Origin of the sequence: Streptomyces sp. NBC_00083, assembly GCF_026343295.1 — a bacterium.
Lineage (GTDB): Bacteria > Actinomycetota > Actinomycetes > Streptomycetales > Streptomycetaceae > Streptomyces.
Genome location: NZ_JAPELY010000003.1, coordinates 1,375,242 through 1,398,095, shown reverse-complemented (window position 1 = coordinate 1,398,095; position 22,854 = coordinate 1,375,242). Strand labels below are relative to the sequence as shown.

The 22,854-nt window shown below is 69.9% G+C and carries 21 protein-coding genes and 1 pseudogene; 10 read left to right on the top strand and 12 right to left on the bottom strand.

What is annotated here, in order from left to right; genetic code table 11:
* The first annotated feature begins 468 nt into the window (after positions 1-468).
* Together OOJ98_RS30100 and OOJ98_RS30095 are read left to right on the top strand one after the other, a co-directional pair.
* Entirely contained in the window at positions 469-1,095 is a 627-nt protein-coding gene (locus tag OOJ98_RS30100; protein ID WP_267058209.1) for a hypothetical protein, read from the top strand.
* Positions 1,096-1,131: 36 nt separating this feature from the next.
* A pseudogene (locus OOJ98_RS30095) lies at positions 1,132-3,833 on the top strand (Helicase associated domain protein).
* 54 nt (positions 3,834-3,887) lie between these two features.
* Here the strand turns inward: OOJ98_RS30095 and OOJ98_RS30090 are convergent.
* Complete coding sequence (locus tag OOJ98_RS30090; RefSeq protein WP_267058208.1) at positions 3,888-4,841, bottom strand: hypothetical protein; 954 nt, start codon at positions 4,839-4,841, stop codon at positions 3,888-3,890.
* A gap of 122 nt (positions 4,842-4,963) precedes the next feature.
* Entirely contained in the window at positions 4,964-7,453 is a 2,490-nt protein-coding gene (locus OOJ98_RS30085) for a DEAD/DEAH box helicase (RefSeq protein ID WP_267058207.1), read from the bottom strand.
* Positions 7,454-7,608: 155 nt separating this feature from the next.
* Here OOJ98_RS30085 and OOJ98_RS30080 point away from each other — a divergent pair, with 155 nt between their 5' ends.
* Positions 7,609-7,731 (top strand): hypothetical protein, encoded by a 123-nt coding sequence (locus tag OOJ98_RS30080; protein WP_267058206.1) that lies wholly within the window; start codon positions 7,609-7,611, stop codon positions 7,729-7,731.
* Positions 7,732-7,842: 111 nt separating this feature from the next.
* Here the strand turns inward: OOJ98_RS30080 and OOJ98_RS30075 are convergent, their stop codons facing one another.
* From OOJ98_RS30075 to OOJ98_RS30035, 9 genes are all read right to left on the bottom strand, one after another.
* Positions 7,843-8,253: a DUF6415 family natural product biosynthesis protein gene (locus OOJ98_RS30075; RefSeq protein ID WP_267058205.1), complete on the bottom strand. Its 411-nt coding sequence runs from the start codon at positions 8,251-8,253 to the stop codon at positions 7,843-7,845.
* 44 nt (positions 8,254-8,297) lie between these two features.
* Positions 8,298-8,480, bottom strand: coding sequence for a hypothetical protein (locus OOJ98_RS30070; RefSeq protein WP_267058204.1), 183 nt, complete (start codon positions 8,478-8,480; stop codon positions 8,298-8,300).
* A 97-nt stretch (positions 8,481-8,577) separates the two neighbouring features.
* Complete coding sequence (locus OOJ98_RS30065; protein ID WP_267058203.1) at positions 8,578-9,429, bottom strand: Scr1 family TA system antitoxin-like transcriptional regulator; 852 nt, start codon at positions 9,427-9,429, stop codon at positions 8,578-8,580.
* A gap of 28 nt (positions 9,430-9,457) precedes the next feature.
* Positions 9,458-9,985 carry a DUF6879 family protein gene (locus tag OOJ98_RS30060; RefSeq protein ID WP_267058202.1) on the bottom strand — a complete coding sequence of 176 codons (528 nt, stop codon included), beginning with the start codon at positions 9,983-9,985 and terminating at the stop codon, positions 9,458-9,460.
* Positions 9,954-10,265: a hypothetical protein gene (locus OOJ98_RS30055; RefSeq protein WP_323177948.1), complete on the bottom strand. Its 312-nt coding sequence runs from the start codon at positions 10,263-10,265 to the stop codon at positions 9,954-9,956. The genes OOJ98_RS30060 and OOJ98_RS30055 overlap by 32 nt, the downstream gene beginning before the upstream one ends.
* Positions 10,266-10,342: 77 nt before the next feature.
* Positions 10,343-11,293, bottom strand: coding sequence for a hypothetical protein (locus OOJ98_RS30050; protein WP_267058201.1), 951 nt, complete (start codon positions 11,291-11,293; stop codon positions 10,343-10,345).
* 284 nt (positions 11,294-11,577) lie between these two features.
* Complete coding sequence (locus OOJ98_RS30045; protein ID WP_267058200.1) at positions 11,578-12,036, bottom strand: hypothetical protein; 459 nt, start codon at positions 12,034-12,036, stop codon at positions 11,578-11,580.
* Between the two features lie 142 nt (positions 12,037-12,178).
* Positions 12,179-13,435: a replication-relaxation family protein gene (locus OOJ98_RS30040; protein WP_267058199.1), complete on the bottom strand. Its 1,257-nt coding sequence runs from the start codon at positions 13,433-13,435 to the stop codon at positions 12,179-12,181.
* Between the two features lie 342 nt (positions 13,436-13,777).
* Complete coding sequence (locus tag OOJ98_RS30035; RefSeq protein WP_267058198.1) at positions 13,778-15,106, bottom strand: HAMP domain-containing sensor histidine kinase; 1,329 nt, start codon at positions 15,104-15,106, stop codon at positions 13,778-13,780.
* 177 nt (positions 15,107-15,283) lie between these two features.
* Here OOJ98_RS30035 and OOJ98_RS30030 point away from each other — a divergent pair, with 177 nt between their 5' ends.
* From OOJ98_RS30030 to OOJ98_RS30010, 5 genes are read left to right on the top strand one after another with little or no spacing between them, the layout of a single operon-like run.
* Positions 15,284-15,901 (top strand): hypothetical protein, encoded by a 618-nt coding sequence (locus OOJ98_RS30030; protein WP_267058197.1) that lies wholly within the window; start codon positions 15,284-15,286, stop codon positions 15,899-15,901.
* A 5-nt stretch (positions 15,902-15,906) separates the two neighbouring features.
* Positions 15,907-16,587, top strand: coding sequence for an ABC transporter ATP-binding protein (locus OOJ98_RS30025; RefSeq protein WP_267058196.1), 681 nt, complete (start codon positions 15,907-15,909; stop codon positions 16,585-16,587).
* Positions 16,574-17,236 (top strand): ABC transporter ATP-binding protein, encoded by a 663-nt coding sequence (locus tag OOJ98_RS30020; protein WP_267058195.1) that lies wholly within the window; start codon positions 16,574-16,576, stop codon positions 17,234-17,236. Before OOJ98_RS30025 ends, OOJ98_RS30020 begins: the two co-directional genes overlap by 14 nt.
* Positions 17,233-19,887, top strand: a complete 2,655-nt coding sequence (locus tag OOJ98_RS30015; RefSeq protein ID WP_267058194.1) for an ABC transporter permease — start codon at positions 17,233-17,235, stop codon at positions 19,885-19,887. Before OOJ98_RS30020 ends, OOJ98_RS30015 begins: the two co-directional genes overlap by 4 nt.
* A gap of 26 nt (positions 19,888-19,913) precedes the next feature.
* Positions 19,914-20,678, top strand: a complete 765-nt coding sequence (locus OOJ98_RS30010) for a response regulator transcription factor (RefSeq protein WP_267058193.1) — start codon at positions 19,914-19,916, stop codon at positions 20,676-20,678.
* Positions 20,679-20,997: 319 nt separating this feature from the next.
* Here the strand turns inward: OOJ98_RS30010 and OOJ98_RS30005 are convergent, their stop codons facing one another.
* Positions 20,998-21,555, bottom strand: coding sequence for a TetR/AcrR family transcriptional regulator (locus OOJ98_RS30005; protein ID WP_267058192.1), 558 nt, complete (start codon positions 21,553-21,555; stop codon positions 20,998-21,000).
* A gap of 96 nt (positions 21,556-21,651) precedes the next feature.
* Here OOJ98_RS30005 and OOJ98_RS30000 point away from each other — a divergent pair, with 96 nt between their 5' ends.
* Both OOJ98_RS30000 and OOJ98_RS29995 read left to right on the top strand, forming a co-directional pair.
* Entirely contained in the window at positions 21,652-22,248 is a 597-nt protein-coding gene (locus OOJ98_RS30000) for a DUF2867 domain-containing protein (protein ID WP_267058191.1), read from the top strand.
* A gap of 101 nt (positions 22,249-22,349) precedes the next feature.
* Positions 22,350-22,727 (top strand): nuclear transport factor 2 family protein, encoded by a 378-nt coding sequence (locus tag OOJ98_RS29995; RefSeq protein ID WP_267058190.1) that lies wholly within the window; start codon positions 22,350-22,352, stop codon positions 22,725-22,727.
* The last annotated feature ends 127 nt before the right edge of the window (positions 22,728-22,854 follow it).

The window sequence follows — 22,854 nt, the reverse complement described above, 5'->3', positions numbered from 1 at the left end:
GAACCACCGCGCTGCGCGCGGTGGTTGCGCTCCGCTCCGCGGGAGCGCTGGCGGGATGCTGCGCATCCTGCTCAACCAGACTGCTGCGCAGTCTCGGTTGACGATCCGTCCGCTGCGCTTCTGGATCGGCGGGACTTCGTCCTGCTGCCAGTCCTTCGCTTCGCTCCGGTTCTGGCCGGCGGCTCCGCTGCGCTCCCCCGCCTGACGGTCCTTCCGGCTGCGCCTCCAGTCCCTTGGGGCCCGCTGGCGCGGGCCGGGCTGGCTACGAGATGGGGGTCGCTCGTTCGTGTGGGTTCTAGTGTACCGCGTGCATCGGGTTGATGCAGCATGTACCGTTGGCGGAAACACGGGACACCCCCCAACCACCCGGGAACTTCCCCGGAATTCCGAGAGGAACGACCGCAGATGACCGGTCACCACGAATCTACCGGACCTGATCCCGCGCTGAGCAGCGATTCTCTGCGCCGGGTGACGCAGTACCAGACGGCGGCCGTGAACGCCCGGTTGAAGCTGTTCGCTCTCCTGGAGGCGCAGGGCGTGTCCGCGAGCGAGGCTGACGACCTGGTGGCCGCGCTGGAGGCCGGGGCGGTCGCCGGGGCGCAGTGCCAGGTGGTGGAGCTGGACGGCATGGCGCCGCGCCCTCGTGGCCCTGAGTTCGAGGACGGCTGGGACAAGGGCGTGATGGCCGTGAGCGAGGCCCTGGTGGGCATCGCGGACCGGGAGTGGTCCCGGCGCGGCGGCCGGTCGGCCGGGGCCGCTGAACTGGCCGTACACATCGCGGACGTGAGGCGGCGTGAGCGCGCCGACCTGGTGCGGCTGGAGCGGTACGTCCGGGAAGCCGTACTGCCGGCCACGTACCCGCACACCACCAGGCACCGCCAGGTCCTGGAGGCGCTGGGCGAGGCCGGCGGTCTGTGCACGGCCCGGACGGTCAACAGCGATGGGGACTACGTCGTCTGCACGCTCGATGCCGGTCACTACGACCCGGACGACAAGCCGCCCTTCAAGGACGGAAAGCCCGGCGGCTGGCACAGGGCGGATGCGTCGATCTGGAACGACATGGGCGCGGCCTGCATTCCGCACGCGGCCCTCTGAAAGACCGCAGGAATTCAACTCCAGGGGAGGCACGGAATGTCAGCGATTCGGCTCAAGGAACACCAGGTAGATCAGCGGTCCGCGTTTAGGAAGTGGGTGGGATTCCCTGCAAGGTCATCTGTGCCCCCGCAGGGGGCCCGGGGCACGATCGTGTCAGCGACCGGTTCGGGTAAGACGATCACGGCCGCCGCGTGCGCGCTGGAGAGCTTCGCGGACGGCCGGATCCTCGTGACCGTGCCGACCCTGGACCTGCTCGCGCAGACCGCCCAGGCGTGGCGCCTGGTGGGCCACCGGGCCCCGATGGTCGCGGTGTGCTCGCTGGAGAACGACGCGGTGCTGAACGAGCTGGGTGTGCGCACCACCACGAACCCGATCCAGCTCGCTCTGTGGGCCGGGCACGGGCCCGTCATCGTGTTCGCCACGTACGCCTCTCTCGTGGACCGGGAGGACATCGACGCACCCGAGGGCCAGCGGAGGGTTCGCGGGCCGCTGGAGGCCGCTCTGGCGGGCGGGGAGCGCCTCTACGGGCAGCGCATGGACGGCTTCGACCTCGCGATCGTGGATGAGGCACATGGAACCGCTGGTGATCTTGGTCGTCCGTGGGCTGCGATCCACGACAACGCCCGTATCCCGGCGGACTTCCGGCTCTACCTCACCGCCACCCCGCGCATCCTCGCCGCGGCCCGCCCGCAGAAGGGCGCGGACGGCCAGGAGGCGGAGATCGCGACCATGTCGGACGACCCGGAGGGAACCTACGGCGCGTGGCTCGCAGAGCTCGGTCTGAGCGAGGCCATCGAGCGGGAAATCCTTGCCGGATTCGAGATCGACGTGCTGGAGATTCGCGATCCCTCGCCGGTTCTCGGGGAGTCGGAGGAGGCGCAGCGGGGCCGGCGCCTGGCCCTGTTGCAGACCGCGCTCCTGGAGCACGCGGCGGCGTACAACCTGCGTACGGTCATGACGTTCCACCAGAAGGTTGAAGAGGCCCGCGCGTTCGCTGACAAGCTGCCAGAGACGGCTGCCGCGCTGTACCTGAACGACGCCTCCGACGCCGATCTGGCCGCCGCCGACAAGCTCCCCGCGTCATCCATCGACGCGGAGTTCTACGAGCTGGAGGCTGGCCGCCACGTACCTCCGGACCGGGTCTGGTCGGCGTGGCTGTGCGGCGACCACCTCGTAGCCGAACGCCGAGAAGCGCTGCGCCAGTTCGCCAACGGCATCGACGCGGCCGGGCACCGGGTGCACCGGGCGTTCCTCGCCAGCGTTCGCGTTCTCGGGGAGGGCGTGGACATCACCGGCGAGCGGGGAGTCGACTCGATCTGCTTCGCGGACACCCGCGGCTCCCAGGTGGAGATCGTGCAGAACATCGGCCGCGCGCTCAGGTTGAACCGCGACGGCTCCACGAAGGTGGCGCGGATCATCGTTCCGGTGTTCCTGGAGCCCAACGAGGACCCCACCGACATGGTCGCCAGCGCCTCGTTTCGCCCCCTTGTTGCTGTCCTCCAGGGCCTGCGCTCGCATGATGATCGACTTGTTGAGCAGCTCGCTTCCCGTGCGCTCACGAGCGGCAAGCGCAAGGTGCACGTCAAGCGTGACGAGGACGGGCAGATCGTCGGGGCCGGCGGCGCGGGCGACGGCGAGGACCAGGAGGAGGACGACGACACACAGGCCGCCGCCGAAGCGGCCCTGCTCCACTTCTCCAGCCCGCGCGACGCGGCGACGATCGCGGCGTTCCTGCGGACCCGGGTCTACCGGCCGGAGTCCTTGGTGTGGCTGGAGGGATATCAGGCGCTGATCCGGTGGCGCGCGGAGAACGAGATCACCGGCGTGCACGCCGTGCCCTACGACGTCGAGGTCGAAGTGGGGGTCACGAAGTCGTTTCCGCTTGGTCGATGGGTGCATCAGCAGCGGAAGGCGCTGCGGGCGGGTGAGCTGGAGGAGCGGCGCAAGACGCTGCTGGACGCCCCGGAGGCCGGGATGGTGTGGGAGCCGGGCGAGGAGGCGTGGGAGAGCAAGCTCGCCGCGCTCCGGTCCTACCGCCGGGCCACCGGGCACCTCGCGCCCCGTCAGGACGCGGTGTGGGGCGAGGGCGAGGCGATGGTGCCCGTCGGCCAGCACCTCGCCAACCTCCGCCGCAAGGGCGGCCTCGGGAAGGACCCGGACCGGGCGGCGGAGCGCGCGGCACAGCTGACGGCCATCGACCCGGACTGGGACTGCCCGTGGCCGCTGGACTGGCAGCGTCACTACCGGGTGCTCGCCGACCTGGTCGACGCCGACGGGGCCCTGCCCTACATCGCGCCGGGCGTGCTCTTCGACAGTGACGACATCGGACGATGGCGCTGGCGCCAGCAGGAACCAGGAACCTGGACACAGCTGATGCCCGAGCAGCAGGAGCGACTCGACCGCGCTGGGCATCAAGGGCGCCTCCCGAGCGCTGCCGTCTCCCGGCACCCCGCAGCGCGCACGATCCGGCGAAGGGCCCGAGCAAGGCGCAGCAGGCATTCCAACGAGGCCTGGCGGCCCTTGCGCAGTGGGTGGAGCGGGAAGGCGCGGACCGGCCGGTGCCCCGCGCGCACAGCGAGGAGGTCGCAGCCGACGGTGAGGCCGAGCCGGTGGTCGTGAAGCTGGGCGTATGGCTCTCCAACACCAAGAGCCGGCGGGAGCGGCTGGACGCCGACCAACTCGACGCACTCGCCAAGCTCGGCATGCACTGGGCGAGCACGGTCCCGGCCCGTGCGTGAGGAGCGCACAGGCCAGCATGTTCTCCCTCTGCGGCCTGACTGCGTTGCCGGCTATCAGCCGGTGACTGAGGGCGGCAGGGGGATGTCGTAACGCTGGAAGAGCTCCCGGAAGAAGGCTGCGACGATGCGCCGGCCGTTGTCCCGGTCCAGCTCGTGGCCGCCGAAGCGGTAGACGTCGTAGCCGGAAAGGCTCAGCTGCCGGTCCTCCGACACCATCTGGGCGTAGAGCTGCGGGCTCGCCTTGCCGTCGGCTGAGTAGTGCTGTTGGCCATCGACCTCCAGGACGACGCGCACCCTGTTCGGCAGCAGCAGGAGGAAGTCCATGCGCTGCCGAGCGAGGGGGCCCGGCGCGGCGCGGTGCTTGGCCGTGTAGGGGTCGTAGTGGAGGTACACCTGTGGGATCAGGGCGGGCAGTGCGTGTCCTCCCTCGCGGAAGTACAACGCCGCGTAGGTGTGGAACAGGATCTCCTCCGGTGGGGAGGCGAGTGACTCCGCAAGCCGTGCACACAGGGCCTGGGAGGTAGAAAGCTGGTCGCTGGTTCCGCCAGGATGCGTCCGTTGCCACCAGTCGACGAGGGCGGCCCACGACAGGCCGGTGGCGTCGAGAGGCCGGGTGTAGGTCAGGCAGTATTCGGCGTTGCGGACGATTTCCAAGCGGTTGCTGACGGCGTCGCGCAGAACGATGTCGGGCTTGGGGCCGTTGGCCGCGAAGATCAGGTTCTTGAACTCGCCGTCGACTCCGGTCATGCCCAGCGACGCGAGGATCTGCTCCAGTTCTGGAACGTCGTACTCGTCGACCACCTTGCGGGCTACGGCGGCCAGTTCTGGCACGGCCAGCGGTCGCAGGCGTGTGAGCACGTAGCGGAACTTGCTCTTGAAGGCATCGCCTTCTTCGCCCGGCGCGAGCCCCAGGCGCACACATTCAGCCGGAACCTCGTAGGACTTCAGCTCGGCTACAGCGCTGGCTATGGCGGAGCGGAGCGTTTCCGGTTTAACCGCATCTCCCATGGCCGGAGACTACTGGCTCAGGTCCAGATGATCGGCCGCATTGCAGACGTGACCCGCAACCGTCCAGGTTCACGTCGGGCCCAGATCATGGGTTGGGGCCGCCGTGAACCTGGTGCAGGAGGTCAGCGAGGAGTAACGCTGAACCGCTGCGCGATGCCTTCTCCTAGGAGGCGGTGGGCTTGGTACTGCTTCGCCACCGCCTCAGGGTCGCTCCATGCCCCTGCATCCGCGAGCGCCACCATCACTTTGCGTACTGCATCAGCCAGCTGAGTCATGGTGCCGCTGGTGATGATGCGCGTGCCGGGAGGTGCCGCCGCGTTGTACTCGAGAGTGTTGACGCGGTGCAGGAGCACGGGAGTGGCGCTGCAGGTCTGGTCGTAGGTGTCCTGGAACCAGCTCATGGAGTGTGCCAGCTGGGCGACGTCGCTTCGCCAGATCTTGTCGGTGCTGGCTCCTGATTTGGCTTCAAGCACCAGGTATTTGAGTCCGCCGGTGGCCCACAGGACGTCAGGGCCGTTGCCGGTGGCGCGCTCGGGCCGCTGTGCTTCGAATCCGAGGTGATAGCCCAGACGTTCCAGGGCTCGTTCGAAGACTGGAACCTGCTTCTGGTCCGGTCGGTAGACGAGTTCGTCGAGCAGGACGTCAATGCCTACCAGGAAGTCGTTGCGGTCGGCGTAGGTGTTGGCGAGGTAGCCGGCGGCAAGGACCGCCTGCGTGTCCGTTGGTTTGATCTTGGTGGGATTGACGCCGGCGATGGGCCGGAGGATTGCGGGGTTGTAGGTGAGTGCCTTGACCAGGGTCTGCTGGGCCTTGGGCTCGTCAATGAAGTGCTGGTAGGCGGCGAGCTGTTCTTGAAGGAATCCTCGCTCGGTCTCACCGGTCGCTGCGGCAACGGCTTCGCTCATGTGCTGGACGGCTTGTGCGTACTGGCCAAGCGATGCCTGGTCGAAGGCGCGACGGGCAGGGGCCGCACCTGGGGAGACGGTGCTTTGGGGATAGGTGACTTCGGCGAGCGCGCCGCGGGCGGCAGTCACCCAGTTCGGGTCGCGACCCAGAACCTGTGCGATCACGCTTTCGATCTGCTCCAGCGGCTGGCCGGCCAGCCTGGCTGCCACCTGACGGGAGAAGTCGATCTGTGCTCGGGTGGCGGGGCTGAACCGCGAGCGGTAGCGGGGTGAAGCGATGAGCTGGGACAGGTGCGGTCCCAGCAGCAGGACGACGCAGTGGTCGTTGGCTGAGCGAACCCCCCGGCCCATGCCCTGTTCAAGGCGTTGCAACTGACGGTTGACCATCTCGTCGGAGTCGCCGAGCGCGATCGCCTCACGGCGGGTCAGGCCGCCGTATGCCTGCGGAAGTCCGTCCATGACCAGGACTTCGCAGGCTTTGCGGGGCAGGTCGATCCCGTCGTACTGGTTCACCAGGACCACGAGACCGACGTGGCCCTTGCGGAGCTTGGCAACCGCGGCTCCGATCTCGTCGGACTTTGATGCGGTGATCTGTGCGTGCTGCGCCCATGCACCGGCTTTGTGGTGAGAGGGGACCAGGACGACGACGTTGACCCGCTCAGCGAGCTTGGCGGCCATGTCACGGACCGCGGGCTCCTTGATCGAAGCGCTGATGTCCTGGGGCGCAAGGATCAGTCGGTCACCGAGATACCCGGCGCTTGCCGGCGTGATAGGGCTCCCCACCGTTTCGGGATCGGCCGCGAAGTCGGTGACCAGCACGCTGTCGTCGGCCAGCGTGGCGGTCAGATGCACGCGCCGGCGTGCGCGAGCGAAGCTGGCAATCTTGCTGATCGGCGGGTACGGAGGCTGGATCTCGAGCCTGTCGGCAGTGAAGACGGCACGGCAAATCGGGAGGACATCCTTGACCAGCGGCCACGACCACTGGAGATCCTCGTCGTCGCGCAGCTTGTTCAGAGCCGCAGTGACATCGGTATTGCGGCGGGTCCAGGCCCAAAATGGCACCGGAGCTACAGCTGAGGAGTCCTGAGTGGTCAGGCCCTGGTAGGCGATCTCCGACTGCTGGCGCAGGTCGTCAGCGAACAGGTCAAGTAGTTCGGTGAACGTCTTCTCGTGCCGGTCACGGGAGAGCGTCAGGGTGAATTTCTCCTTCACCGTGGCGAGCGCCGCGTGCGCATCATCGATGACGATCGTGCCGACGTCGACGACCGGTCGTCCGTCGCCTTGAAGGCCAAAGACGCTCTTGCCGTTGACGAACCGGTGGAGGCTGAGTACGCAGATGGCTTCACCGCTGGTGAAGCGTGTGGAGCGCGGGTCGTCGGTCACGTCAATGCCGAGTTCGCCAGCCTGCTCCATCGCCTGCGAGGCCAGGTAGGGGTCGGGGGCCAGATACAGCACCGGGCCCTCCCCCTCATTGAGGCTCGACTGGCAGATCAGCAGACCCACCACCGTCTTGCCTCCGCCGGTGTTGAGCTTGATGACCAGATCCTTCTGCGACCGCCGGTCGTACCACGTCTGCAGGACTTGCCCCTGAGGATCGCGCAGGAACTCGTAACGGGCGGCGCGGTCGGGCAGCGCGTCGAACAGGACCCGAGGGTCAGTGGGCGTCGGTGCAGGCCCCGAGCCGAAAGTGGAAAAGTCGATGCCCATGGAAAGTCCCCCCGGAACTTGTCGTCGCGGGCTCCGTGGCACCGCGACAGCCGACGTTAGCGGACGGACCGTCGCACTTTCAGAGGAAAGCGGCGTCCGTGCGGTAGTCGCGCTACTGTCCCCACCTTGCAGCACTGACATGTTGGGAGATCACGATGGACCGGACAGAGCTGAAGGCCAAGATCGACGAGCTGATGCGCCAGTACGACGAAGAGGAAATTGACGGCGCAACCTACGCCCAGGCGATGATGGAGCTGACCGCCTCCGCCCAGGAGTGATGCCAGGCCCACAGTTGATCTTCTCGGTATAGATGCGCAGCCGACCCGTCTCACCGAAGGTGTGCCAATTCGATGAGACGGACCAGCCTCTGTCCGCCTTGGAAGCGCGGGTCAGCCGACGGTCGGTGCAGCCCTGTCCGGGGCGAGGGCTGCCTCCAGCCGGTCCAGCCGTTCGTAGAGGGCGCGGACCAGGCGGGCGCGGTTCTGTACGCAGTGCACGGTGCCCTCGATCGTCGCGGACAGTCGGCCTTCCGCCTCGCGCAGAACGACGTCGGCGAGCGCCCGGCGCCCGCTGCTCTTGGGCATCTGGTCGGCGCGGCGCCGTACGTCGGAGGCGACGGCGCGGGCGTGGCCGGTCAGCTGAAGGGCGATCTGCTCGTAGTCGCGTTCGGCGAGCGTGTCCTCGCCGGTCCAGGCGAGGACTGCCGTGACGAGGCACTCGTACGGCTCGCGGTCGAGTGGGAGCTCCGCCTCAATCAGCCCGTCGGGGTCGTACAGGACGGTGTGGGTGCTGGTGTGCATGGCGGGCCTCGCTGCTGGAGCGTCATCGCGCGGGTGGCCGGCGGTCACCGCTGGGTGTCCTTGCCGCAGCCGTCCCCGTCGTCCTGGTCCTCGCTCTGCTGGGCGAGGAACCGGGCGAAGCCGCGGTCCGCGCGGGCCAGCAGGGCCGGGGAGGGAACGCCGTAGGCGGGCGGCTGGAGGCCGCGGCCCTCCGGGGCCGGGGCGGTGGTGTCGTGGTGTGCGCGCATGCGGCCCCGCCTCTCCGGCTGGTGGTCCGTCGGTGACTTCGACGCTACGCAGCGTCGGCGGATGGCCTCAACGAGATTGCGGGTAATTGCGGCTGCTTCACTCCAGGGCGTCGATCGCGGCCCGGATCAGGGCGCGGGCCGCGTCGCCGTAGACGGCCATCTCCGCGAGGCCGGTGAACGCCTTCATGTAGTCGGCGATCTCGCGCGGCTGGGTCACCTTGATCTCCGCCGTCAGCGTCTCCACCACGGCGCTGGTGTCGTCGTGGACGTAGAACGCCTCCAGCGGCCACACGGTGCGCTGCGCGGTGAACGGGATGATCCCCAACGAGAGGGAGGCGAGCGGCATCACCGTCAGGAGGTGGCGCAGCTGCCCGCGCATCGCCTCGGGTTCGGCGGTGCGGAAGCGCAGGACCGACTCCTCCATGAGGACCACGTAGCGGTGGCCGCCCTCGTAGAGGAAGCGAGAGCGGGCGACGCGGGCGGCGACGGCTTCGGCGACGTCGTTCGGTGTGCCCTGGAAGCGGGTGATCTGGTGCATGAGGGCGGTCGCGAACGCCGGGGTCTGGAGGAAGCCCGGGGGCACGTTGGAGAGGTAGACGCGGCAGATGCGGGTCTGGGCGTGCAGGTCGTACCAGTCCTGCTGGACCTGGCGCATGCCGCCCTGGTGGAGGCGGCGCCATTCCATGTACATCGAGTCGACGGCGCGGGCGGTAGCGATGAGGTCCTGCGCCTGGTCATCCGCGCCGCACGCCGAACACCAGGTCCGGATGTCGGCGTCCGAGGGCAGGGCCGCACCCTTCTGGATGCGGGTGGTCTTCGCGGGGTGCCAGCCGCACCGGGCGGAGAGCTCCTTCCCGGTGAGGCCGGCGTCCTTGCGCAGGTGCGTGAGCCGCACGGCGAGCGCCTCGCGGGCCGACTGGGCGCTGGACGATGGAGAGGTGGTCGTCATGAGATGGCGGCCCTTGGTTGTGCGTGGGTCAGATGCGGTAGTCGGCGTGCGGGGTGGCCAGGTCCCACACCGAGCGGAACGCCTCCGCGCACAGCTTGATGGCCTGCGGGTCCTCGGTGTGGTCGGGCTCCAGGGCCTCGCCGTCGCCGGAGAAGATGTTCCACCGCACGACCCGGTCGTCGATGAGCCAGAAGTCGTTGCCCGGCAGCGCAAGGGTGGAGGCGCGGCGGCGGGACAGCCAGCGGACATCCTCCCCGGCGCGCAGGTTGGCGTCGGTGATGGCGTGCTCGAAGCGGATGTAGTCGGTGACGGGCTCGGACACGATGCGGGCCCGCAGCACCTTCACCCCGCGGGCTACGGTCCGCTCCACCAGCGGCAGCCACCCGCTCCAGTACGCCGAGTCGTCCGCAGGCACGCTCCCGTCCTTCTGGAAGATGTCGTAGACCTCCCGCTCCTCCCCCACGGCGTAGGCGTCACGTAGCTCCAGGTGCAGAGCGTGCCGCTGGGCGGAGTCGAGCAGGTCCTCAAAGCTGGGTGCCGGCGGCTTCTGCGGCATCGCACGCCTTCCTGATCTGGTCGATCATCCGCGCGGAGAGCCGGATAACTCCCTCGTCATCCGCCGGCGGGCTGTCCTGGCTGCACTTGGCCCGGGTCGCCGCGTCGGCGAACTTGCCCTGCAGAACCAGTTCCGGCCCCTGCGCGGTGTCGGTGTCCACCCACACCGCCGGGCAGTTCCCACCGCCCGAGTTCGGGTCCGTGCCGAAGAAAAGTAACGCCATGATCGCCTCCGGAGAAAGCCAGTTGCGGAGAGTTGCGTAACTGACCGTCCCGCGCACCGGCACTCCCGGTCAAGAGGAACGAGAACTTCGGCGGGCTGGCCCACGGGCCGGGGCGCGGGGCCAGCCCTCTGGAGTCAGTTTCTGCCGACGGGGCGGGCGTTCAGCGCCGTGCGCAGGAGTCTGGCGATGGGCTGGTACTGCTGGACGAAGTCGGGGTCCTTCATCTGGTCGGGCTCGGGCAGCTGCTTGTGCGGGATAGACCAGTGCCCGGCGAACGTCCAGCCCAGAGGACGGAGTCCGGCGCGGTCCATGTCCTGGTCGACGCCAGCCAGGTAGGCCGCGTCGACGGGCGGCTCGCCGTTCGTCTGCCAGATCACCCCGTCCAGGGCGATGGGGAGGTGCGGGGATCCGAAGAGGAATCCCAGACATCGCTCGCGCAGAACCGCCGCGCTCTGCTCGGGGCTCAGCGGCACGCCCGTCTCTTCGCCACCGGGACCGGGCAGCGCGGTCCTGCAGTCGGTGTTCGGGAAGATGTCGATCTCCCCGAGAACGACGTGCGCCGTCGCGTTCTCACGGTCGGGGTAGTACCAGTTCGTCGGCAAAAGGACGATCGCGTCGTAGGCGTCTTGGGCGTCGGCCACCGCTGCCGCAAGCGGACTGCGGTCGGTGCGGGGCAAGCCGCGGTCGCTCTCCTGCGAGGGGTGGCGGACCTGCCACATGCAGGTGTGGCGTGTCAGGCGACCGAGGCCGTCCGGCGAGGCCCACAGCGTGCTGGTCGTCGGCTCGGGCGGGGTGGCCGGCCCGGTCTCCTTCTTGCGGCGGCCCCGACTGCGGGGCCGCATGGTCCAGCGCCAGTAGTCCTCGGCTTCCTCGAGGAGCAGGACCCGCTGTCCGTTGTGCGCCCAGGCCGCCGCGATCCCGCCGACCAGGTGGTAGAGGTGGCCCGAGCGCTCCGCCAGGAACCGCAGGACGTGCGGTGCGGGCGGCGTATCGCTGGTCGCGCGACGCAGGGCTTCGGTGTACTTGCCCCCGGCCTGGCTCGCCCGGCGGGCGGACTGCGCGGCGGTGGACTGGTTCTTCGGCATGACGTACTCCTCTGCCGGGCCGGGCCACGCCCCCGACTCCGGCTCGTACGACTGCCGTGGACACGACGGAACGCAGAACGGGAAGGAGCGGGCCCCGCAGGACCTTGACCCCCACGTCCGGTGGCGTGGCTCCGGAAGCGGGCGGTGATCGGCAGTACGCACTAGCCGGGCAGGATGCTAACCGGCGCAGCCCCATCGGCCGAAGCCACCAGCCGCCGGTTCCCTCGAATGGGCGAAGTCCCCGGCGGCCCCGCGCGTGCTGTGCGAGTGAGCAAGCCGCCTCGTCAACAACCAGCTGGCTCCCACAGGGAGCGGGCGAGCCCGGTTCCGTCGCAGTGGAAGCAGTAGCCGCTCCCGGCATCGTCGCGGGGGCTGATGCTGTAGGTGGCGTCCTGGAAGAGCCGGGTGAGCCCGGTGATGTGCGCGGTGTGGATCGGGAGCTCCTGCCGTCTGCTGAGCGTGATTTCCAGGGCGACGCCGGGGCCGGTGAAGTGAGCGTGGGGAAGGTTCTCGGTCATCGCGCGGAGGGTGTCGTTCACTTCGCGCATCGTCTCCGCGCCGGTCAGCTGCACGCGGGCTGCGAGGATCGTGTCGGCGGCGGCGGTGAAGGTCAGCAGCCCGGCCGGACGGGCGAGCGGCCCGACGCGGCCCACCGCGTCGGGATGGGTGTGGTGAAGCTGGACCAGGGCGTGCCACAGGTCGCCCGCCGGATCCGGCGCGGTCTCTTCTCTGTTGCGTCTCATGAACCCTGTCTACGGCCCGGCACCGGCGTACAGCCGGGCTCAGGCTGTCCCCTCCCGCACGGCGGCGCCGCGACTTCCCGGGTGGTCCCGCCGGGCGGGGCACTCACGCTCACGCCCGGCCCGGCGGGGTGGCTTGCCCGGGTCAGGTCCGCCGGCGGAGCCAGCCGCGGACCCGGTTCGGCTCCTGGTCGTCCTCGGGCTCCGGCGGCGCGGCGGCCGCAAGGCGGGCAGCTTCGGCGGCGGCCTCCTGCCGGGCGACGTCTTCGGCCCGGCACGGCCCGCACACCGACTTGTCCCCCGCCCGAACGGCGGTCCGGTGCACGGTGATCTCCTCCCAGCGCTCGTCGGAGAACTTCCGCCCGCACCGCGTGCACACCGGGCGCTGCGCCTCCCGCTCAGCGGCACGGCGCCGCTTGTCCTCCGCGTCGGCGCGGGCCTCCTGGGCGCGGTAGAGGTAGTGGCCGTCGGGGTTGTCGAGCGCGGCGGTCAGCGTCTGCTCGCCCGTCCGTCCCAGCCGCCGCCACACCGCCGCGCCCGCGCCGTGCTCCTGGAGCTGCTCCAGGGTGGTGACGACGACGGGCACCGCCTGGCGGTAGTCGAGCGCGGTGATGGCCTTTTCGTAGAGGGAGTCGTACCGGCGCGGCGCCCAGTAGCGGCGGCCGTCCTCCTCGAGCACGGCGACCGCGTTGTCGACCTTCTCCTCGGTGGTGTCCGCGAACACGAACGCCAGCGGGACCAGGCCCTCCCGGCCGGTCGGCGGGTAGAACCTGCGCCACAGCCGCTTGTCGTGGTCGACGTGCTCGATCGCGTCCGGCCGGGAGCGGACCAGGTCCACGGTGCGCTTGGCCGCGTCCTTCGGGAGCAGCCGGCCCCACTCCCAATACCGCTGCAGTTTGACGACCAGGTCGTGCGCGTCCTCGCTGCGGCGGTCGATCTCCAGCAGCATCACCGGCACCCCGGCCTCCGGCGCCCGCACCACCAGGTCCGCCCGCTGCACGTAGCCGTTGCCGAGCCGGTGCGCGATCTCCGTCTGGAAGCCGAGCCGGTGACCGATGCCCGCGACGTGCAGTTCGGCGGCGGTCGAGGTGACCGCCGCGGCGTGGTCGTCGTAGCCGGCACCGAGCAGCTTCCCGGTCACCGGGTGGTACTTCTTCTCGCGCAGCGCAGAGACCCGTATGCCCTTCGGCTCCAGCAGCTGCTTCGCCTCGCCGTGGCCTCGCTTGGTCAGCACCCACACCTGTCGCTGGTCGTCCCTCACCAGTTCGGGCCTCACCATGTGGTGGTCCTCCAGATCCAGGAGGTTGTCCCGCACGAGCTTGTCGTGCTTGTTGCCCGGACGGGTCAGCTTCCACAACTGGTCGGGCGTAGCCCGCTGGAAGATCCCCAGCGCTTGCAGCAACTCCCGGCGTCGAGGTCCGGTCGCAGTCCTCCGGTGCTCAGGGCTCCTTGCTACATCTACATGAGGGTTGTCGACGCTGCGCCGACCCCCTGTCCGCCGGGCCTGACCTGCCAAAACGCCCGGTCGCTGAGTGCGTGGCGCGGAGGGGGCGATGGAGGGGTCCACGGAGGGGGCCATGCCGGGCTGGTCAAGGGTCTGCTCGGGCTCGTCTGCGGTGCTCGCCACAGGGTGCTCCTGAAGGTGGGGCGAGACCTATCCCGCCATTCACCTTCTATCGGCGCGGAATTCGGGCTTCGTGTGACGCCAGCCTCGGAAAACCTCTCCGCCGTAACCACATCGTGATCAATCGAAGGGGGGAGAGTTCTCCCCCGTCACGCCGCCGGGGTGGCCCAGGGGGACGAGCAGGGTGAAGCGGGTGGGTGCGTACGAAACCAGCGAGAGTCTGCCGTCCAGGGTGCCCGCGAGGTCCTGGGCGAGCGACAGGCCGATGCCTTCGCCGGGGCCGGTCGTATGGCCCCGTGTGAACAGCTGAGCGGGGGCCTCCTCCAGCGTTCCCTCGTCGCCGACGTCGAAGGCGAGAGTGTCGTCGAAGTCCCGTACCGTCACCTCCACCGCCCCTCGGCCATGGAGCCGGGCGTTCTCGAGCAGGATGTCGAGGATCTGGGTGACAGCCCTGCCGGCGATGAGCGCGTCGGTGGTGGCGTCGGGTGCGGAGATCGCGAGGCGTCGGCCGTCACCGGCGAAGAGGCCGTGCCAGCGGCTCGTGACGTCATCGAGGACCCGGCCCACCGATTCGCGGGCGGTGGCTGCCGTGTGGTGGCGGGGGGTTCTGGTCAGGCGGAGGACGTCTTCCACGGTCCGGTGGAGGTGGCGGGTGGATGCCAGGGCCTCCTCGATGGCGGGGCGCAGCCGGGAGTCGCCGTCTTGGGCGAGGGCCGATTCCAGGGTGAGTTGCAGGCCTGTCAGCGGTGTGCGCAGCTGGTGGGAGGCGTTGGCGGTGAAGTTCTTCTCGTGTTGCAGGAGTTCGGTGAGGCTGTGCAGCATGTCGTTGTGCGTGTGCGCGACTTGGTCGATCTCGGCGATGGGGCTGGGCCGGGCGCGGGCGGTCAGGTCGCCGTCGGTGACGGCTCGGCACTGACGTGAGAGGTCTTCCAGAGGTGCGGTGAGCGCGCGTGCCTGGCGGCGGGCGACGAGTATGGCCACGGCCAGTGCGATCAGGGCGACGGCGAGCAGTGCTCCCCAGCCGGCGAGGATGCGTCGCCAGATGTCCTGGGTGGCTGTCGAGGCGCGGACGACACCGATGACCCGCTCGTTGTGCGAGACGGGTACGGCGACGACCAGGTTGGTCCCGGTCCGCGACCTCACCTCTGCCGTGGCGAGGGCCTGCCGCACCGCCTGATCCCCGCTCGGCGGCCCGGAGCCGCCCTTGAGGCGCGGGCCGGGGCCGTAGAGACCCAGCTGTTGGCCCGCCGCGGCCGCGGGCAGTTCCACCGGGTCGCCGGTGGCGAAGTCCGGGCTGACGCGGACGGCACCGGCGAGCGCTGCGCGTTCGAGGGCGTCGCGCTCGTCGGCGAAGAAGGAGGACCTGATCGCGAGACCCAGAGGGACGGCCAGCAGGACCAGGGCGATGAGCACCGCTGTCACGGCCACCCGCACCACACGCTGTCTCATTCCTTCATGGTGAGGGGTCCCGGCGCGTCCGCCGGGTCTCGCCTCGCGGCTTTGCCGTCGTCTAACCCTCATTGGGCGGGGCGTTAACCGTCGGCTCCCTAGCGTTGCTGGCATGACCGGCCGTCCCGGGGCCCCTAAGCGGTTCTGCGGGGTCCGAAGTCCGAGAAGGGCAGTGCCATGAAGCGCGTACGCACCCTTGTTGTTGTCGGCTGTGTGCTCACCGCAGCGGTGAGTGCCGGCTGTTCGGGCTCCGGTTCGGGCCATGCCTCGGGGCCCGGCACTTCGGTGAGCGCGGTGCGCAGCCGTCTGTCGGCGCCGGCCGACTCGAATCCGGCCGGTGACATCCCCGACAACCAGGCGTTCGTCGTTTTCCGCCCGGCCGGCGGTGGTTTCACCTTGAAGGTGCCCGAGGGGTGGGCCCAGTCCGCTCCGGGCGGCACCACGGTGTTCACGGACAAGCTGAATCGCATCGAGATCGCGACCGCTGCCTCGATCACCGCTCCCACCGCGCGGTCGGTGACCGTACATTCCGTGCCCGGGCTGCGGCATCGGGTGGCGCACTTCTCCGCACCCGTCGCATCCCAGGTGTCCCGGCGCGGCGGCAGTGCCGTACTGCTCACCTATCAGGGTGATTCATCGCCCGACGCGGTCACCGGCAAAGTGGTGCGGGACGCGTACGAGCGGTACACGTTCTTCCGCCAGGGCCATGAGGTGGACCTCACGCTGTCCGGGCCGGTGCACGCCGACAACGTCGACCCGTGGCGCCTGGTCACCGACTCCTTTGCCTGGCGGTGACAGCGGTGAGCGCTGCAGCGGCGGCCCTTGAGGCCCGGGAGCTCTACCGGTTCTTCCGGGCGGGCGAGGAGGAGACGCTGGCGTTGCGGGGTGTCTCGTTGCACGTCAGGCGGGGCGAGACCGTCGCCGTCGTCGGCCCGTCGGGAGCGGGTAAGTCCACCTTGCTGGGGTGCCTGGCCGGTCTCGACGACCCGTCGGGAGGTGACGTACGCGTCGGTGGCGTGCGGATCAGCCACCGGCCGGAGTTGGAGCGGGCCCGATTGCGGGCGCACGGTATCGGGGTGCTGCTCCAGTCGAACAATCTGGTGGCCCATCTCAGCGTGACGGACAACGTGCGGCTGGCCCGCAGCGCGGTCCGCGCACACCATGCGGTCGCTGTGGGGGAGCTGCTGGAACAGGTCGGCCTGGCAGGGCGGGCAAGGGCGCTGCCGCGAGAGCTGTCCGGCGGTGAGCTCGCCAGAGCGGGACTGGCCGTCGCGCTGGCCAACTCTCCGGAGGTGCTGCTGGCGGATGAGCCGACGGGTGAGCTCGACGGCGGTAGCGAGCGGCTTGTTCTGGAACTGCTGCGCAGCCGTGCCGACGACGGATGCGGGGTGCTGGTCGTCACGCACAGCGCCGAGGCGGTGCGCGTCGCCGACCGGGTGATCACCATGGCGGACGGGAGAGTCCGTGATGGCCTCCGCTGACCTGCTGATCGACTGCCGGGACGTGGCCCGGACCTTCGGCCGCGGCCCCAACGCGGTGGTGGCGGTGCACGGCTCGTCCTGCCAGGTCCGGGCCGGCGACCGGCTCGCCGTCACCGGGCCTTCGGGGTCGGGGAAGTCGACCCTGCTCCATCTGATGGCCGGTCTGGAACGCCCCACCAGCGGGGTCGTTTCCTGGCCCGCCGCGAACGGTCCTCACGACATCGGCCTCGTGTTCCAGGGCAACAGCCTCATCCCGTCCCTGGACGTCGTCGAGAACACCGCGCTGCCCCTCGTCCTGGCCGGGATGCCCGAGGAGCGTGCCCGGCAGGCCGCCGAAGCGGCGCTGGCACTGGTCGGCGCCGCCGCGCTGGCCGGCCGGCTTCCGGAGGAACTCTCCGGCGGACAGGGGCAACGAGCCGCCGTCGCGCGGGTGCTGGCGCAGGCGCCCAGGGTCATCCTCGCCGATGAGCCCACCGGGCAGCTCGACCACGCCACCGGGCAGCGCGTACTGGACGCGTTGCTGGCCGCCGCGGACCGGATCGGCGCCGCTCTGGTCGTCACCACCCATGATCCGTCCGTCGCGGAGCGGCTGATCCAGCGCCGTCCCATGCACGACGGACGGCTGCTCGCCACCGAGGAGTCGCCATGATCGGCACATGGACCTTCGGACTCGTCCGCCACCGGGCAGGACGGCTGCTCGCGACGGTCGCCGGCATCGCGCTGGCCGTCTCCCTCATTGCCGCACTCGGCTCGTTCCTCACCGCGTCGCAGGCCACCATGACGCAGCGTGCCGTGCGTTCCGTGGCCGTGGACTGGCAGGTCGAGGTACGCGGCGGGGCCGATCCGCACGCGATCCTGGCGGACGTGCGGACCACCCCCGGAGTGCGCGCGGCCGTCCCGGTCGGCTTCGCCCGCAGTTCGGCCTTCACCGCGACCGCCGCCGGGACGACACAGACCACCGGCCCCGGCATGGTCCTCGGCCTCCCCGCTCAGTACCGGACGCTGTTTCCCGACGCGATCCGCCAATTGACCGGGAAGACCTCAGGAGTTCTGCTGGCCCAGCAGACCGCTTCCAACCTCCACGCCGCCCCCGGCGACACGATCCGGATCACGCTGCCCGGGGCCACGGCGCACCCGGTACGCATCGATGGTGTCGTCGATCTGCCGCAGGCCGACTCCCTGTTCCAGACGGTGGGCGCGCCGAGCCAGTCCCAGCCCTCGGCACCGCCCGACAACGTGGTCCTGCTGCCCGCCGCGCTGTTCTCGTCGCTGACGGCGCCGTCGGCGCAGGGCCCGGTGGCTGTCACCACCCAGATCCACGTGGCACGGGACGGCCGCCTGCCGGCCGACCCGGCTGCCGCGTTCACCACGGTGACCCGGGCCGCCCACCATGTGGAGGCCCGTACCTCTGGCGGCGCGGCGGTCGGCGACAACCTCGGCGCGGCTCTTGATGCCGCTCGCCAGGACGCCCTGTACGCGCAGCTGCTGTTCCTGTTCCTCGGAGTGCCCGGGGCCCTGCTCGCCGCCGCGCTGACCGCCGCGGTCGCCGCCGCGGGCGGCGAACGGCGCCGTCAGGAACAAAGTCTGCTGCGCATCCGGGGGCTGCGGCCGGGCCGGATCGCGCGCCTGGCCGTCCTCGAAGCTGGCCTGACGGGCATCACAGGCGGGCTGCTCGGGCTCGCCGTCGCGGCGCTGGCGGGACGGATCGCCTTCGGGAACGCCTCGTTCGGAGCCGGCGCAGGCGCGACCCTCCTGTGGTCCGCGCTGTCGGTGGCACTCGGTCTCGCGGTCGCCACCGCGGCCGTCCTCGCTCCTGCCCTGCGAGATCTCCGCGCCGTCACGGTCGCGGACGTCCGCAGGCCGGCCCGCAGGACCGGTTCGGCCTGGTGGCGCCGCATCGGTCTCGATTTCGCCCTGCTGATCGCTTCCTGGTTCGTCTTCCGCGCCTCGTCGGGCAACCAGTACGCCCTCGTCCTCGCCCCGGAAGGCGTGGCGAGCATCTCCGTGTCGTACTGGGCCTTCCTCGGTCCGGCCTTGCTGTGGACGGGCGCCGGTCTCCTCCTGTGGCGGCTGTGCCTGCTCGGCCTCGCCCACGGCCGCCCTCTCCTGGCCCGCGTGTCCCGGCCGCTGGCCGGCACCCTGTCCGGGGCCACGGCGGCCACTCTGTGCCGGCGCCGACGCCCCCTGGCCCGCTCGATCGTGCTGCTCGCCCTCGCCGTGTCCTTCGCCCTGTCCACCGCCGTCTTCAACGCCACCTACCGGCAACAGGCCGAGGCGGACGCCCAGTTGACCAACGGCGCCGACGTCACCGTCACCGAACCACCCGGCGCGCACGTGTCACCGAGCGCCGCCGGCTCGCTCTCCGTACCCGGGGTCCGCCATGTGGAGCCGGTCCAGCACCGGTTCGCCTACATCGGTACCGACCTCCAGGACCTGTACGGCGTACGCCCCGACACCATCACCGGCGCCACCGCCCTGCAGGACGCCTACTTCTCCGGCGGCAGCGCCCGCACCCTGATGAACCGGCTCGCCCAGCACCCCGATTCGCTGCTGGTGAGCGCCGAGACCGTGGCCGACTTCCAGCTGTCCCCCGGTGACACCCTCAACCTCAAGGTGCAGGACAACCGCACCAAGGCCCTGCGGACCGTGCCGTTCCACTACGCCGGAATCGTCAAAGAGTTCCCTACCGCCCCCAAGGACAGCTTCTTCGTCGCCAACGCCTCCTACCTCGCCCGGGTCACCGGCAGTGACGCCGTCGGCGCGTTCCTCCTCGACACCGGGGGTACGCAGCAGAAGGCCGTCGCCGCCCGCGTACACGACCGGCTCGGCACCACCGCGACCGTCACCGACCTCACCCAGACCCGCAACCGCGTCGGCTCCAGCCTCACCTCGGTCGACCTCTCCGGACTCACCCGGATCGAACTGGCCTTCGCCGTCGTCCTGTCGGCCGGAGCCGGCGGAATCGTCCTCGCGCTGGGTCTGGCCGAACGCCGCCGCACCTTCGCCATCACCACCGTGCTCGGCGCCACACCCCGCCAGCTGCGAGGCATGGTCCTCACCGAAGCACTCATCGTGGCAACAGCCGGCCTCACAGCCGGCACCCTCATCGGCTGGGCCCTGTCCGAGATGCTGGTCAGGGTACTCACCGGGGTGTTCGACTCACCACCGGACACACTCGCCGTCCCCGGCACCTACCTGGCACTCACCGCCCTGTGCGCCGCGGCGGCAGTCATCGCTGCCGGCCTCAACGCGGCCCGTGGCACGAGCCGACCCGCCGTCGAGGAACTCCGCGACCTGTGACCCCACCACCCCCTACCCTGCACCCCATGCACCAGCCCGCCGCCACGCCCCGCACCCGCGTTCTGATCGTCGAGGACGACGCCACCATCGGCCGCCACCTCGACACGGGGCTCCGCAGCAACAACTACCTGCCGACCTGGAGCCGGACCGGCGCCAGTGCACTCACCGCATCAAAGGGCACCCCTTACGAGGCCGTCCTCCTCGACCTGGGCCTGCCCGACATGGACGGCCTCGACGTCGCACGCCGGCTCCGCACCCAACACCCCGATCTACTCATCGTCATCCTCACCGCCCGCACCGACGACATCGACATCGTCGCCGGACTCGACGCCGGAGCCGACGACTACCTGGTCAAGCCCTTCAGCCTGACCGTCCTGCTCGCCCGGCTCCGCGCACACCTGCGACGGCGCACGCCGACCACACCCCCGCGGGAACCGATCCGCCTCGGCGACCTCCTCGTCGACACCGCCGCACGGCGCTGCACACTCCAAGGCCACGAAGTGACCCTGCGCCCAAAAGAGTTCGAACTCCTCACCGCACTCGCCCGCGACGCGGGAACCGCAGTCTCCCGCGAAACCCTCATGGCCGACGTCTGGGACGAGAACTGGTTCGGCCCGACCAAAACCCTCGACGTCACCATGGCCGCACTGCGCCGCCGCCTCGCCGAAGCCGCCGACCGCGCCACCTCCCCGGCCACGCTCCCGCAGATCATCACCCTGAGAGGCCACGGCTACCGCCTGGAACGCCCCGAGCCCGAAAACCCCTCCCAGCCGTATCAGCGCGACCACTGAAAGCATCCACAGGCCAACGGCCCAAGCCACGCACACCGCGGACAAGGGCACGGCACGCGGGCGGACCGGCCCCGCCGTGGCAGCCCGGCCACCGGCCACGGCCTGCGACGCTCAGCCCAACCCACATCGACACCCCCCACCACGTCGACCTCCTCACCAACAAAGCCCAGGACAACGGCTGGACCCTCCTCTTCCCCGACCGCCACCCCCACGCCGGTGACCTGCGGTCCGCGCCCCCGATCACAGGGCTCGAGCTGTCGTGGAGCACCAACAACCCGATGCCCAAATCCTGTTGGCGCTCTCTGTTCAGTGGAGGCGGCTACCTCAGGAGCCATTGCCTGGTCAGCGCCATGACCTCCGCTCGGCTACGGCCGGCATGTTCGGCGGCGATGAATTGCTCGCCGATCCGCAGCGAGAAGGTGAGCATCGAACGGGCCTCGACCTCGCCCTCGTCGGCACAGATGGCACCGAACAGCGAGCGCAGGAACTCCATCCGCCGGTTGTCGACCCGCTGCAGCCGCTGGGCGACGTCGTCGTCACGCCGGGCCCAGTCCCGGATCGCGAGCTCGGCCACGACGCCCGTCGCCGGCCCCTGCCCGGCCATGGCGATGGAGAACAGCCGCTCCAGCTTGACCCTGGCGTCTCCCCCGCCGCTCTCGACCCGCTCGATGACCGCTTCGGACACCTCGCGCTCCCATGTGTCGAGCATCTCGGTGAGCAGTGCGCCCCGGTTTCTGAAGTAGCCGTAGAAACCGCCCTTGCTGACACCGAGGGCCTGAGCCAGCAACTCGATCCGGACCGCCTCCGGGCCACCAGCGGACAGCGCCCGCAGCCCCTCCTCGATCCACCTGCCACGCGGCGTGCGAGTCGCGCCCACGCTGCTTCTCCCCTCGCACCGACCATCACCTATACGGTGCCGTATAGACGATGCTAGCCTCTATCTATACGGCATCGTATAGACAGGGGTCCGTTCATGAAACTCCCCGCTACCGCCCACACGTCCCGCCCCTGGCGGATCCACGAGATCGCGGACGACTTCACAGTTGAGGACGTGTGGGCGCTGCCGACGCCGGGAGGCCCGGACGAACTCGACCGCCTGGTACGCCAGTTCACGAGCGACAATGACCCGCGCGACTCCTCCCGCGTGCAGCGCTTCCTGTTCACGGCCCGCTGGAAGCTCGGCAGACTGCTCGGCTGGGACAAGCCCGACGAGGGGGTGGGCACCCGGGTGCCCACCCTGCGCGACCGGCTTCCGGAGGACCTCCGCGAGGGGCCGCAGGGGCCCGCGTTCCAGTCGGCTCCGTTCACTTCCGTCTACCAGACGCACGACGAGTGGGCGGCCGAGATGGCCAACAAGACGGTGCACGCGCTGCTGCACATCGGCTGGGTACCGGACGAATCCGGCGCCTATCACGGCCAGATGGCCGTCCTGGTGAAGCCGAACGGACTCCTCGGCACCCTGTACATGGCGGCCATCAAACCCTTCCGGTACGTCGGCGTGTACCCGGCCCTGATCCGGTCGATCGGAGAGGAGTGGAACTCCAACTCTCCTGACCGGGAGCCTGGTTGACGACTTGAGTAGCTGTCTAGGGCTGTGACCGGCATGGTCCACCGTGATCGAAAGGCGGCTCGCGGGACGAGCGCACGCGCAACGGCTGGTATTACTGGGGCATGCAGGAAGAGATGGCACGCTCCGCGATCGACACGTTCATCTCCGCGTTCAACGCCTCGGACGACAGCTATGTGACTGCCCTGCTCTCCCAGGCCTTGACCTCAGACGTGATCTTCTGGGGGCCGTTGGGCCGCAGTGAAGGAATCGCGGCGGTCGAGCGGTTCGTGCTGGACATCCGGCGCCACCCGGCGGGGACTGGCACTATGGTGCGCTGCTCAGCGGTGGACATGCCTGACGAGTGGGCCCGGTACCAGTGGGTCTTCACCATGCCGGATGGAGGCCCCCGCCTGGCGGGAACGGACATCGTCCATCTGCGGCGGAGCCTCATCGACCAGGTCATCGTCTTTGCGGGGGAGATCGAGCCGTCCGCCTCCTGAGTCGTCCTTCTATCGCTGTCCTTCTGTCAAACCCACCGCGCCCATCTCTGGGCGCGCCACCTCACCGACAGAGCACCGCGACGCGTGTCTCACTTCATGAGCTGGCTGGCACTTCGGTAGTCGCGGG